Annotated in this window: 11 protein-coding genes; 4 read left to right on the top strand and 7 right to left on the bottom strand. The window is 63.9% G+C overall.

Annotated features, from left to right (window positions below):
- Positions 1-89 precede the first annotated feature (89 nt).
- On the top strand, positions 90-257 hold the full coding sequence (locus ACIQT2_RS17620; protein WP_402948933.1) for a hypothetical protein: 168 nt from the start codon (positions 90-92) through the stop codon (positions 255-257).
- Between the two features lie 74 nt (positions 258-331).
- Here the strand turns inward: ACIQT2_RS17620 and ACIQT2_RS17615 are convergent, their stop codons facing one another.
- From ACIQT2_RS17615 to ACIQT2_RS17600, 4 genes are all read right to left on the bottom strand, one after another.
- On the bottom strand, positions 332-592 hold the full coding sequence (locus ACIQT2_RS17615) for a ribbon-helix-helix protein, CopG family (RefSeq protein WP_400334233.1): 261 nt from the start codon (positions 590-592) through the stop codon (positions 332-334).
- A 169-nt stretch (positions 593-761) separates the two neighbouring features.
- Positions 762-2,861 (bottom strand): MFS transporter, encoded by a 2,100-nt coding sequence (locus ACIQT2_RS17610; protein WP_402948930.1) that lies wholly within the window; start codon positions 2,859-2,861, stop codon positions 762-764.
- A 9-nt stretch (positions 2,862-2,870) separates the two neighbouring features.
- Entirely contained in the window at positions 2,871-3,353 is a 483-nt protein-coding gene (locus ACIQT2_RS17605) for a MarR family winged helix-turn-helix transcriptional regulator (RefSeq protein WP_400334227.1), read from the bottom strand.
- A 73-nt stretch (positions 3,354-3,426) separates the two neighbouring features.
- Positions 3,427-4,332, bottom strand: a complete 906-nt coding sequence (locus tag ACIQT2_RS17600; RefSeq protein WP_400334224.1) for a LysR family transcriptional regulator — start codon at positions 4,330-4,332, stop codon at positions 3,427-3,429.
- Between the two features lie 94 nt (positions 4,333-4,426).
- Here ACIQT2_RS17600 and ACIQT2_RS17595 point away from each other — a divergent pair, with 94 nt between their 5' ends.
- Positions 4,427-5,455, top strand: a complete 1,029-nt coding sequence (locus ACIQT2_RS17595; RefSeq protein ID WP_402948926.1) for an MBL fold metallo-hydrolase — start codon at positions 4,427-4,429, stop codon at positions 5,453-5,455.
- Between the two features lie 28 nt (positions 5,456-5,483).
- The gene (locus ACIQT2_RS17590) at positions 5,484-6,812 is read left to right on the top strand and encodes an MFS transporter (RefSeq protein ID WP_402948923.1); all 1,329 of its coding nucleotides are present in this window, start codon (positions 5,484-5,486) and stop codon (positions 6,810-6,812) included.
- Between the two features lie 65 nt (positions 6,813-6,877).
- Here the strand turns inward: ACIQT2_RS17590 and ACIQT2_RS17585 are convergent, their stop codons facing one another.
- Positions 6,878-8,581, bottom strand: a complete 1,704-nt coding sequence (locus ACIQT2_RS17585; protein ID WP_402948920.1) for a thiamine pyrophosphate-binding protein — start codon at positions 8,579-8,581, stop codon at positions 6,878-6,880.
- Entirely contained in the window at positions 8,578-9,633 is a 1,056-nt protein-coding gene (gene speB, locus ACIQT2_RS17580) for an agmatinase (RefSeq protein WP_397323073.1), read from the bottom strand. Before speB ends, ACIQT2_RS17585 begins: the two co-directional genes overlap by 4 nt.
- Positions 9,634-9,852: 219 nt before the next feature.
- On the opposite strand from speB, the gene ACIQT2_RS17575 reads away from it, so the two are divergent.
- The gene (locus ACIQT2_RS17575) at positions 9,853-11,826 is read left to right on the top strand and encodes an APC family permease (RefSeq protein ID WP_402948918.1); all 1,974 of its coding nucleotides are present in this window, start codon (positions 9,853-9,855) and stop codon (positions 11,824-11,826) included.
- Between the two features lie 10 nt (positions 11,827-11,836).
- Here ACIQT2_RS17575 and ACIQT2_RS17570 read toward each other — a convergent pair whose 3' ends face one another.
- Positions 11,837-12,412 carry a helix-turn-helix domain-containing protein gene (locus ACIQT2_RS17570; protein WP_018777077.1) on the bottom strand — a complete coding sequence of 192 codons (576 nt, stop codon included), beginning with the start codon at positions 12,410-12,412 and terminating at the stop codon, positions 11,837-11,839.
- Positions 12,413-12,677: the final 265 nt, after the last annotated feature.

The following is a 12,677-nucleotide window of genomic DNA, read 5'->3' as shown; positions in this document are numbered from 1 at the left end:
TCCCCACTCTACGAGGTCGGTTGCCTATGCGAAACAACCTCCGGAAAAGATCATCCCAGCGGAGTACCAGCAGCGACACTCTGGTGTAGATGGCGCTAGCCAAGCATCCCGAGGTACTTCGGGCGGCATTTCATCGCATGGATCAGCTCTTCACTACCGTCGTCCCAGACCAGTACTACGAGTTCCAGCAGTCGCCCGTGCGTATCAAAGCCGAGGCGAAGGAACCTGCGTGGGTCCTCATCATCCAAAGGGACTGACACCAGCGGCCAAGTCGCCGCCTCGATCGCGTCAGCGGAGCTGATACCGTGCTTGCGTGCGGAACGGCGGACATTCACGCCGCGTGCGACCAGGCGGCCAGGGCGGCACGGATGGCTTCGGATCGGTTGAGGTGTTCGCGCTCGGCTCTTGCCATCACAGCTGCCAACTCGTCCACCGTCAGGCGTACCGGAATGACCTGAGATGCCTCCGCCCCCCGGGCAGGGCGCCCCATCCGCGCCTTCAACTCCTCAAGGTCGTAGCCAGCTTCGGCCTCCTCCACCCATTCGTCGATCTCAGACTCCGAGACTTCCCGTCCGCGCATTTTGCGTTCCATGCAAAGAATCGTATTACGAATATCTTCTGGTGACCACAGCGACCGACGGCTGCGACCCAAAGACAAAAGGCACTGGCAGGAATCCCGGCCAGCGCCTTTTGTCGCGCCCTTGTTCAATTCCCGTCTCAGCGAGGTGGGGAAAGCGAGCAGGAAAGGCAGGTTGGCAGACTTAGCCTGCGTGCTTGCCGTGGTCGGCTTTGGCTTCGACGCCCTGCAGGAGCATCAGGGCCATGCGTTCCTGCTGCCGGCGTTCGCGCTTGAGTTCCTTGCGCAGGGCCCTCAGCTCATCGGCGGTCCTGGCTTGCTGCTCGGCGACGCCCTGCTGCTCGCGGAGCCGGGCCTGGAGTTCCACGTTCGCCCGGCTGAGCTGGAGCTGTTGTTCCGCCAGGACGTACTGGGTCCGTGACAGTTGCTCCTGGAGTTCCTTCACGTCGGTCGCCGCATGGGGCCGTTCCTGGGTCAGGATCCTGGCGAACTCAAGGTCGAGGTCCTCCGACGAGCGGTCCCCCGGTGCCGAACGCCGCGCGCTTTCCCCGGACCCGCCCTGCCGGGGACCGGAATCCTGAACCGAGCCGGAAGCAAGGTGCCGTTCGGCATCGAGGCGGGTGCCGGCGTCGTGCGATTCACCAGCGCCGGACGGCACTGCGTCCAGGGACGTCGTGTCCAAGGACATCGCTGCCTCACCGGACGCGGTGGCGATGAGTTCCTTTTCCGGGGCCGCGTCGACGGTCCGGCGGAGGGGGCGTTCCTTGATCAGGAGAACGGCCAGGAGGGCAACCACGCTGATGACGGCAGAGATCATGAAGATCTGGGCAGTGGCGTCACCGTAGGCGGCACGCATGATGTCGCGGATCGGGGCGGGCATGTCGGCCAGGTCCATGCTGGCACCGGAGGAACCACCCTGCACGGGGATTCCGGCGGCGGCCAGTCCCTCGACCGCCAGGTCCTTCACGTGGTTGGACATGATTGCGCCCAGGACGGAGACACCGATCGCGCCACCCACCGAGCGGAAGAATGCCACGGAAGCACTGGCCGTTCCAATGTCCCTGGCCTGCACGGTGTTCTGCACGGCAAGCACCAGGTTCTGCATGAGCATGCCCAGGCCAAGGCCGAACACGCCGGTGTAGATCGCAACGATCCACAGTTCAGTGGTGTGGTCCATGGTGCCGGCGAAAGCGAGCCCGCCGATCAGCAGGACGCTACCGGCGATGAGGAACCTCTTCCACTTGCCGAAGCGGCTGATCAGGATACCCGAGGCCACCGAGCCCACGAGGTTTCCGGCGATCATCGGGAGCGTCAAGAGACCGGCCTCCGTAGGCGTGGCGCCACGGGAAACCTGGAAGTACTGGCCAAGGAACGTGGATGAACCGAACATCGCGATGCCAACGGCAACGGAAGCCAGGATGGCCAGGGCCGTGGTGCGCTCCGAGATGATCTTCAGGGGAATGATCGGCTGGGACACCTTGGTCTCAACGAACACCAGGAGCGCCAGGAGGGCCACACCGCCGCCCACCATCAGGGCGGACTGCCAGGACACCCAGTCGTAGTACTCCGGGTTGCCGGCGAAGGAAACCCAGATGAGGAGGAGGCTCACGCCGGTGGTCAGCAGGATGGCACCCAGCCAGTCGATCTTCGCCGGACGCTTGATGTGCTCGATCTTCAGCGTGATCTGGAGCAGGATGAGCGCAATCACTGCCAGCGGAACGCAAACGAAGAATGTCCAGCGCCAGCCGAGGGGGCTGTCCACGATGAAGCCACCAAGCAGCGGGCCACCGGCGGTGCCAACAGCCATGACAGCACCCATGTAGCCCGAGTATTTTCCGCGGTCCCGCGGCGGAATCATGGAGCCGATGATGGCCTGGGCCAGTGCCGTGAGGCCACCCATGGCCACGCCCTGGACCACGCGGGCGGTCAGCAACAGCGGAATTGTCTCTGACAAACCTGCCATGACCGAGCCCGCAACGAAGATGATGATGCTGAGCTGCACCAGGAGCTTCTTGTTAAAGAGGTCTGCGAGCTTGCCCCAGATGGGCGTGGTGGCCGCGTTGGCGAGCAGGGCCGCGGTGATGACCCAGGCGAAGTCGGTCTGCGTGCCCTTGAGCTCGGACATGATGGTGGGGAGGGCGTTCGCCACGATGGTGCTGCTCAGGATCGCGGTAAAGAACGCTGCAAGGAGGCCCGTCAAAGCCTCCATGATCTGGCGGTGGGTCATGGGCGCTGCGGCGCCCACGTGCCCTGGCGCTGCGGTTTGGACTGCTGGTTTGGCCATGCGTGGCTCCTAAACTGTGAGTTTCGTCGTTGTGGAACCGGCCGCCGTTGCCCGGATTGAGTCTTTGAGGGACGTGCTGAGCTTCTCCAGCACCCTGGATGCTTCAAGCGCATCTGCTTCGCTCCAGTCCGCGAGGTAGTCCCGCAACCGGACGCTCCGCTGCTCTTCGAATTCGCGGAGTTTGGCTGTGCCGCTCTCCGTCAGCGCGAGTAGCTGCGCCCTGCCGTCTGCCGGATCAGGCCGCCTCATGACGAAGCCCAGGTCCTCCAGCTCAGCTATGTGGCGGCTCAGGACGGGCGCGCTGACGCCCAGTTTGGCCGCCAGGTGGGTGGCACGGGTCTCACCCTCGCCAATGAACCGCATGACACCTTGGACGGCCATTCCGACGTCGGGAACGCGGGCCAGGTGGGCGGTCACCACACAGCGCAGAGTCCGCTGCAGGTCGAAGATTTGATGCACAAGATCGGTTGCCGTGGCTGAACCGACGGACATGGAAAACACCCCTTTTTTGTTTGCCTAAAGCAACTATACATAAGAATGATTGCTTTGGGAAACTAAAGAAGGATCAGGAGGCGTCCTCGGTCAGCTCCCGCGCCACGGAAATGACTTCCTCAACGCGTCTGGGCCGGTGCACACCCGGCGGGACCACGGCCACGAGCTTGTTCTCCGGCAGCTTGTCCTCAATGGGAACCAACGCCACCCGGGCGCCTGTATAGAGGGACTCGATCCCGGGCCACACGTTCGTCACCGAATACGCCCTGCCACTGGCCACGATCCCGCGGATGGTCTGAGCCACCACGCTCCGCCACCGCACCTTGGGCTCGATCCCCGCCGAATGGAACATGGCAATGACGCGCTCCGCGCTGGGTGGTACGTCAAAGAGGACTACGTCCTCCTCCGCCAGATCGGCGAAGCTGAGCGATCTCCGCTGCGCCAGAGGGTGGTCCGCCGCCAGCATGAACTGCGGGCGGGATGCTGCCACCGTGAGGATTTCGACGCCGGGAACCGCCTGGAGCGAATAGATGAACGCCACGTCCAGCTCCCCCTCCCCCACAGCCCGTTGGAGTTCTTCGGCATTGCCCTCCACGAAGTCGAGTTCCACGTCCGGCCACCGCGCGGCGAAGACACGGATCAGTTCCGGAATCAACCGTGGCGAGATCGCGATCATGCAACCAATCGACACACGGCCGCGCATGTCCTCATGGGATCCGTGAAGCGCGCCATGGAGTTCCGCGGTTTCCCGCAGGATGCGTCGCGCACGGACACCCAGCTCCATCCCCGCCGGCGTGGGTTCCACCCGCTTGGCGCGCGTACGGATCAGCAGGTCCAACCCCAGGCTCTTCTCCAACTGGGCGATGGCCATGGAGGCCGCAGCCTGGGAAATGTTGGATTCGCTGGCGGCCTTGGTCAGCGAGCCGTGGTCCAGGACGGCCACGAAGTACTCCAGCTGCCGCAGCGTAAACTCACCCATCAGTTCTCCTTATGAACTTCTTAGAATTGATTGATTATACAAGTGACGTGGTGCGGACCACACTGGAAGAAAGACCTTCCGACCAAGGAGAACCATGACGCCGACGTCATCCCTCAAACCACACATCGTCACCCTCGGAACAGCCGGTGGGCCACGGTGGTGGGCCGCAGCCGATTCCGGAGAGCGCACGGGAATCGCCACGGCCGTGGTGGTTGGGGATGCCTTCTACCTGGTGGATTTCGGGCAAGGCGCGGGACGACGGCTCAGCCAGTCCGGACTGCAACTGAAGGACCTGCGTGCCCTGTTCATCACGCACCTCCACTCGGACCACGTCTACGACCTCGCCGGGCTCGGTATCTTCGGGCTCTACGCCCTCACCGAGCGCACGGAGAACCCGGTCCGCATCATTGGACCCGGCAACCGTGGCGAGCTTCCCGCGGTGTCGCCGCGCGCCGTCGTCGCTCCTGAACCGCTGGCTCCGGAGAATCCGACGCCGGGCACCCGCCAAATGTTCGAACAGCTCATGAAGGCCCACGCAACGGACCTCAACGACCGCATCCTGGACAGCCTCCGGCCCAGCCCCCTGGACATCTTCCACGCCGAAGACATCCGGATTCCGGCCGAAAGCGGCTACCACCCCAACAACAACCCGACGCCGGACATGGAACCCTTCGAGGTATACCGCGACGAACTGGTCACGGTGACGGCCATCCTGGTGGAGCACCCGCCGGTGGCTCCGGCATTCGCGTTCCGTTTCGACACCGCCGAGGGTTCGGTGACCATCTCCGGCGACACCGCGTACACGCAGAACATGATCACCCTCGCCCAGGACACGGATCTGCTGCTGCACGAAGCCATCGATTTCGCGTGGGTGGAGTCCCTCTACGCGGACAAGACGGACGAGTCCAGCCGGGCTTCCCGCGACCACCACTACAAGTCCCACACCAGCGTCCGCGAGGCCGCCAAACTGGCAGAAATTGCCGGCGCCGGCCACCTGGCCCTGCACCACCTCGTCCCCGGTTCCGCCCCGGAGTCAGTCTGGCAGGAAGCGGGAGAGCACTTCACCGGGACCTTCACTGTCCCGAACGACCTCGACACCATCCCGTTCGCCCGTCAGCGCTGACGCGGCCCGAAACACCAGAGGAAACCCCATGAGCTCAGCCCCAACAGCCCCGGAAACCGGAGCTGTCACCACCACGGAATCGTCCATGAATTCCAAGGACATGCGCCGCATCCTGGCCTCCAGCTTTATTGGCAGCGCGATCGAATACTACGACTTTGTCCTGTATGCGACGGCAGCGAGCCTGGTCTTCAACAAGGTCTTCTTCGCCAACCTCGGCCCGGGCTTCGACCTGTTCGCCTCCTTCGTGACCCTTGCAGTGGGCTACATCGCCCGCCCGTTGGGTGGCCTGATCTTCGGGCACTTCGGCGACCGCCTGGGCCGCAAGCAAATGCTGGTGCTGTCCATGTTGATCATGGGCCTTGGCACCACGGCCATCGGCCTTCTTCCCACCACTGCACAGATCGGCATGGCCGCACCGTTGGCCCTGGTGATCCTCCGGCTGGTCCAGGGTGTGGCCGTGGGTGGCGAGTGGGGCGGAGCTGCACTGATGGCGATCGAACATGCGCCCAAGGAACACCGTGGTTTCGCGGCAGCGTTTGCCAATGCAGGCGGGCCGGCCGGGGCCATCCTCGGCACGCTTGCGTTGTCCCTGTTCGCCGCAGTGTCCGGCACGGATTTCCTGGTGTGGGGTTGGCGCGTTCCATTCCTGCTGAGCGCCCTGCTGATTGTGGTGGGCCTGGTGATCCGCCTGAAGGTGGCCGAGACTCCGGCGTTCCAGCGCCTAGAGGCAGCCGGCGAAAAGCGCCGGGTTCCCCTGCTGGATGTCCTCAAGAACAACCCCCGGGCCGTGGTCCTGGGCTTGCTCGCCACCACCTCGTTCTACGTGTGCCAGTCGATGACCACCGTTTGGGGCGTTTCCGTAGCTGTTGACAGCGGCGCGGACAAGAACGGCGTCCTGAACATCAAGGCATTTGCCGCTCTCCTGACCCTGGTGATCTGCTTCTACTCTGCCCGCCTCAGCGACCGTGTGGGCCGCCGTCGGGTGCTCATCGGCGCGTCCCTCCTGGGCGCGGTGCTGGTGTACCCCATCCTGATGCTGCTGACCAACGGCGAGTTGTGGGGTTTTGCGGTGGCGATCATCCTGGGCAACGGTCTGGTCCAAGGGTTCCTTTACGGACCCATCGCAGCCTACGTGGCCGAACAGTTCCCCACCCGCAATCGTTACACGGGCGCATCCTTGGCGTACCAAGGCGCTTCCATGATCGGTGCAGGTTTCACACCGATGATCGTCGCGGGCCTGAGCCTCGCTGCCGGAGGCGGTATCTGGCTGATCGCAGTGTTCTGGATCGTGGCCATGCTGGCCTCGGCGATCGCGGTCAAGGCCACACCGGAGGGCACGCGGCGCGACCTCGACTAGCTTGTGGGTTCCGCCCTGCAACGCAGAAAAACCCCCGCGCTTCTGCGCGGGGGTTTTTCGTGCTGCTAGTCGTCCAGGTGGGTGGGGCCGAACATCTTCAGCAGCGTTTCAACCACGACGACGTTGGGTCCGTCTGCGGCAAAGGACGCCTTGAGCGCATCCCCCACTTCCTCCGGGGATACCCGGCGCGCGGGGACGCCGAAGGACTCGGCCAGTTTGACGAAGTCGGGGCGGGCGAGTTCGGTGGCCGTGGCCTTGCCGAAGGCACCCACCATGTATTCGCGCAGGATGCCGTAGCCGCCGTCGTCTACGATCAACCACGTGACCGGAATGTTGTGCTGCTTCGCAGTGGCGAGTTCCGAGATGGAGTACATGGACGAACCGTCGCCGGACACTGCGAGTACCCTGCTTGGTTTTCCGGTAGTTTCCAAGCCCACGGCCCCGCCGATGGCTGCCGGGAACCCGTACCCGAGGCCGCCTGCGCCTTGCGCGGAATGGAACTGGCCTTCGCGGGAATCCCAGCAGGACCAGCCCCAGTACGCGGAAATGGTCATGTCCCAGAAGGTCTGCATGTCCGCCGGAACGGCTTCGCGGATATCGGCCATGAACTTCAGTTCCTTGGCCAGGTCCTGCGATTCCAGACGGGCTTTGACCTTGGCCAAGGCGTCCTTGACCACATCCTCCGGGCTGGTACCGTGCCAGTCGCGTCGGGTTGCATCCGCGGCGCCAGCTTCAGCAAGCGCCTCATCGAGTGCTGCGAGGGCCTGCCCGGCGTCGGCACGGATGCCCAGGCCGGGACGGTTGGATTCCAGGACACGGGGTTCGGCATCGATCTGGATGATCCGGCCGCGGGGGGCGAACGTGAAGTAGTTCGACGTCACCTCGCCCAGGGACGAACCGATGACGATCAGTACGTCCGCGTCCTCAAGGACGTCGGTCATGTACCGGTCCTCGATCCAGGACTGCAGGGACAGCTCGTGGTTCCACGGGAACGCGCCATTGCCCCCAGGGGTGCAGATCACCGGGGACCGCAACTGCTCGGCAATGGAGAGCAACGACTTTTCGGCCCGGCCACGGCGCGTACCGCCGCCGGCGATGATCGCCGGACGTTCCGCCGTCGTAAGCCACTTCACGGCCTCACGGACCAACTCCACACGCGGCGGGTTGTCGAAAGCCTCAGCCAAGGCATCTTCCACCGGCGGGACCACGATCGGATCCAGCAGCACGTTCTGCGGAATCTCGATCCACACAGGGCCCTGCGGGGACGAAATCGCTTCCGTCCAGGCGTCCTGGATGGCAGACGGGATACCCGAAGCGTGCTGGATCAGCCGCTGGCTCTTGGTGACATTCGCGGCCGACGCCTTTTGGTCATCAAGCTGGTGGAGCATGCCCTTGCGGCGGGCACCCAACCCCTCCAAGGGGATCTGGCTCGCGACGACCACCATCGGAACACCGGTGGCGTAGGCCTCCTGCAAACCAGCCAGGGACGTCAACGCGCCCGGCCCCGTGGACAGGAACAACACACCCACCTCGCCGGTAGCGCGGGAGTACCCGTCAGCGGCGAACGCGGAGTTGTTCTCCACCCGGGAGGACACAAAGTGCAGGTTGCCGCGGCCCATGGCATCGAACAAACCCAGGGCGTGCTGGCCGGGAATGCCAAAGACCGTCTTCGCACCGAGCGCTTCAAGGGTCTCGACAACGAGGTCCCCACCGTTGCGCTGGCCTGTCTCCTTGGTGGGAGCCGCCGTGCCCGGATCAAAGTCGATCATCGCCGGGTAGCTTTCGCGAGTTCTTCGATGCGTGCACCCAGGGCCTGCTGGGCGTAGCCGTTCGGAGCGCCGTGCCGGTCGCCCTCCACAGCGTTGTCCGCCATGAGGGTCACCAGTTCGTAGGCAACGTGGCTGCCGGCCACACCCGTAATTTCCGCGTGGTCGTAAGCCGGAGCAACTTCCACAACATCGGCTCCCACGAGGTTCATGCCACGGAAGCCGCGGATGATCTCCAGGAGTTCACGGCTGGTGATGCCGCCGGCTTCCGGCGTACCCGTTCCCGGCGCATGGGCCGGATCCAGGACGTCGATGTCCACGGAGATGTACAGCGGGCGGTTGCCGATCCGGTCCCGGATCTTGGCCACCGTCTCGGCAACGCCCTGGTAGTAGACGTCTGCCGAGGTGACGATGCCGAAGCCAAAGCGGTGGTCGTCGTCGAGGTCCTTCTTGCCGTACAGCGGACCGCGGGTTCCAACGTGGCTGATGGCCTCGGTGTCCAGGATGCCTTCTTCGACGGCACGCCGGAACGGGGTACCGTGCGTGTATTCCGCACCGAAGTAGGTGTCCCAGGTGTCCAGGTGGGCATCGAAGTGCAGCATGGCGATGGGCTCGCCGGCACGTTCAGCCGCCGCCCTCAGCAGTGGGAGGGCAATGGTGTGGTCGCCGCCGAGAGTGACAAGCTTGCTGCCCGTGGCGGTAAGGTCCAGGGCGTTTTGCTGGATGGTTTCGATGGCCTCGTTGATGTTGAACGGGTTCACGGCCATGTCGCCGGCGTCGGCAACCTGGATGTTCTCGAACGGGCTGACGTCCCACGCGGGGTTGTACGGGCGCAGCAAGCGGCTGGCCTCGCGCACGTGGTTGGCGCCGAAGCGCGCGCCGGGACGGTAGGAAACGCCGGAGTCGAATGGCACGCCGACAACGGTGACGTCGGCCTTGGACACCTGGTCCAGGCGGGGCAGGCGGGCGTAGGTGGCTGCACCGGCGTAGCGCGGGATGCGGGAGGAATCGATGGGGCCGAGGTTGCCGTTGGCCTCGATACGGAGCTCTTCCAAAGTTGCGCAACTCCTTAAGTAGATGGCTGCTGTGACACCCATCATACACTCAAAGTTGTCTAATAAGCATCACCTGTTTACAAGTCAGCTTTGTCGGGTCGACCATATGAGATGCCGGTCACATGAGGCGTAAAGATTCCATAAAAACCGGTATTACCAGGCAATTCCCAGCAATACGCTCCATTCCGGGAGCAGCACCGTGCTGCGCGAAAGGACGACGTGACCACGCTGACCAGGCCTCCGGCCGACCCTGCCGACCGGCGCAAGGAAGCCTTCAATCTCAAGGCGTGGCTGCTGGAAGGCATGCCGGACACGTCGGGCAAACGGCAAGGACCGCACGGGAAGCCGTCCGAGTCGCACAAGCCGCAAGCCTGGTGGAAGGTCATGTGCCTCACGGGCCTGGACTACTTCTCCACCCTCGGTTACCAACCGGCCATCGCCGCCCTTGCCGCGGGCCTGCTCTCGCCGCTGGCTACCCTGCTCCTGGTTTTCGCCACGCTGGCCGGAGCCCTGCCCGTCTACCGCCGCGTGGCCAAGGAAAGCCCCCGCGGCGAAGGCTCCATCGCCATGCTGGAACGCCTGCTCCCCCGCTGGGGAGGCAAGCTCTTTGTCCTTGCGCTCCTCGGCTTTGCGGCAACGGACTTCATGATCACCATTACGTTGTCCGCCGCTGACGCAACAGCACACCTCATCGAGAACCCGTTCGCTCCGGAATTCCTGGAGGGGCAGCACGTGGTGATCACCTTGGCGCTGATCGCCGGGCTGGGCATCGTCTTCCTCCGGGGATTCCGGGAAGCCATCAACGTTGCCGTGGTGCTCGTCGCGGCCTTCCTGGCACTGAACCTTGTGGTGGTCTTCGTGGCCATCAGCCACCTGTTTACCGAATCCCACGTGATCACCGACTGGTGGCGTGCACTGACCACGTCACATGGCGATCCGTTGATGATGATCGGGCTTGCCCTGCTGGTCTTCCCGCGCCTGGCCTTGGGCCTCTCCGGGTTCGAAACCGGCGTGGCCGTGATGCCGCAGATCAAGGGGCGCGCCACGGACACCGACGCCAACCCCGCAGGCCGGATCAAGGGTGCCCACCGCCTGCTGACAACGGCAGCGATCATCATGAGTTCCTTCCTGATCACCTCAAGCTTCACCACGGTCATGCTGATCCCCGCCGCCGAGTTCGAATCCGGCGGCAAGGCCGAGGGGCGCGCCCTGGCCTACCTTGCCCACAAGTTCCTCGGCGATGGCTTCGGCACCGTGTACGACATCAGCACCATAGCCATCCTGTGGTTTGCCGGCGCTTCTGCCATGGCCGGCCTGCTGAACCTGGTCCCCCGCTACTTGCCGCGCTACGGTATGGCTCCCGCGTGGGCCCGGGCACTCCGTCCCTTGGTTCTGGTGTTCACGGTCATCGCCTTCGCCGTGACCATCATTTTCCAGGCAGACGTGAACGCCCAGGGCGGCGCCTATGCCACGGGCGTGCTGGTGCTCATTACGTCGGCATCCATTGCCGTGACGCTATCCGCACGGCGCAAGAAGCAGCGGGCCCAGTTCATCGGCTTCGGCATCGTCTCGCTCGTCTTCATTTACACCACGGTGGTCAATTCGATCGAGCGCCCGGACGGACTCAAGATTGCTGCCCTGTTCATCCTGGGCATCATGGTGGTGAGCTTCATTTCCCGGATCCGCCGCGCCTTCGAGTTGCGGGCCACCCATATCAAAATGGACGAGAAGGCCCTCGAGTTCACCGCGAACAACAGTGATGGTCCCGTCCGGATCATTGCCCACGAGCCCAAGCACCTCAGCGCGGACCGGTACCAGGAGAAGCTGGAACACGCCCAGCAGGCCAACCACCTGCCCAAGGACTGCGGCGCACTTTTCATCGAGATCATCGTGGACGACAGCTCGGACTTCGAGCAGGAACTCCAGGTAGTGGGCAAGGAACGCCACGGCTTCAAGATCCTGGAAGTCCACAGCAACAACGTGCCCAATACCTTGGCTGCCGTACTCCTCCACATCCGGGACGTCACGGGCTTCATGCCGCACATCTACTTCCGCTGGACGGAGGGCAACCCGATCTCCAACCTCAGCAAGTTCCTCTTCTTCGGCGAGGGCGAGATCGCACCGGTCACCCGGGAAGTGCTGAGGGAAGCCGAGCCGGACATCACCCGCCGCCCCTGGGTCCACGTGGGCTAAGCCCCCAGTCCTACCTGCTGGCCGCGGGCACCAGGACCCAGAGCACCTCCACCGTCTCATCCGTGGGGTTGATCCAGGTGTGGGGCTCGCGGCCCGGGAAGGAAAGGGTATCCCCCTCTTCGAGGTCATATTCCTCGTTGGTCAGGATCAGCTTGATCCTGCCTTTGACGACGTGCAGCACGTCAACATCGCAGTCCACGGCATAGAGTTCGTTTTCGCCACGCCCCCGCGGCTCGATGGTTGCCTGCAGGATCTGGAGCCTGCGCTCGGAACGCGCCGTCAGCAGCCGCTCCACAATGCCCTGGCCACCCAGGGAAATGCGCGGTCCATCGTCGCGTCGCGTCAGATGCGTTTCGGGCGCTGCGAACAAGTCGCCAACAGACACGGACAGCACCTGGCACAGCGTCACCAGGGAGGCCACTGACGGTGAGGTGAGGTCCCGCTCCACCCTGCTGAGGAAGCCTTTGGTCAGTCCCGTCGCGTCTGCAACCTGCTCGATGGTGAGCCGCTGCGCCTGCCGGGCTGCACGGATTCTGGAACCGATGGCAACGGGAACATTGCTGGGTTCAACGGGTAGAGCCTTCATTCACAAAACCTTTCAGGCCCGTCCGGGAGGCCCTGTCATTGGAGCCAATAGTAGCCGGACAGCCACGGCAAAGACCCAGAATCCGCGGAACCATGACCAAACCACCTTGACTGTTACTCCCATCACAACATATCCTCATAGGCAACAAGTGTTGTCTGTGAGGCACACAACACACGTCCAACTCCGTTCGTCAGCACAGAGACTTCGACGCCCTGCAGGAGTATCGTCGAATACCCCAACCTCCGTGCATCAGCTCCAAGGAGCC

This window comes from Paenarthrobacter sp. NPDC090522, from assembly GCF_044769225.1.
Classification (GTDB): Bacteria; Actinomycetota; Actinomycetes; order Actinomycetales; family Micrococcaceae; genus Arthrobacter.
This window is presented reverse-complemented; position numbering and strand designations above follow the sequence as displayed.

Coding starts and splice junctions, on each gene's coding strand:
- ACIQT2_RS17605 (WP_400334227.1), bottom strand. CDS start 3,353: ATGTCCGTCGGTTCAGCCACGGCAACCGATCTTGTGCATCAAATCTTC.
- ACIQT2_RS17600 (WP_400334224.1), bottom strand. CDS start 4,332: ATGGGTGAGTTTACGCTGCGGCAGCTGGAGTACTTCGTGGCCGTCCTG.
- ACIQT2_RS17570 (WP_018777077.1), bottom strand. CDS start 12,412: ATGAAGGCTCTACCCGTTGAACCCAGCAATGTTCCCGTTGCCATCGGT.
- ACIQT2_RS17610 (WP_402948930.1), bottom strand. CDS start 2,861: ATGGCCAAACCAGCAGTCCAAACCGCAGCGCCAGGGCACGTGGGCGCC.
- ACIQT2_RS17615 (WP_400334233.1), bottom strand. CDS start 592: ATGGAACGCAAAATGCGCGGACGGGAAGTCTCGGAGTCTGAGATCGAC.
- ACIQT2_RS17595 (WP_402948926.1), top strand. CDS start 4,427: ATGACGCCGACGTCATCCCTCAAACCACACATCGTCACCCTCGGAACA.
- ACIQT2_RS17590 (WP_402948923.1), top strand. CDS start 5,484: ATGAGCTCAGCCCCAACAGCCCCGGAAACCGGAGCTGTCACCACCACG.
- ACIQT2_RS17585 (WP_402948920.1), bottom strand. CDS start 8,581: ATGATCGACTTTGATCCGGGCACGGCGGCTCCCACCAAGGAGACAGGC.
- ACIQT2_RS17620 (WP_402948933.1), top strand. CDS start 90: ATGGCGCTAGCCAAGCATCCCGAGGTACTTCGGGCGGCATTTCATCGC.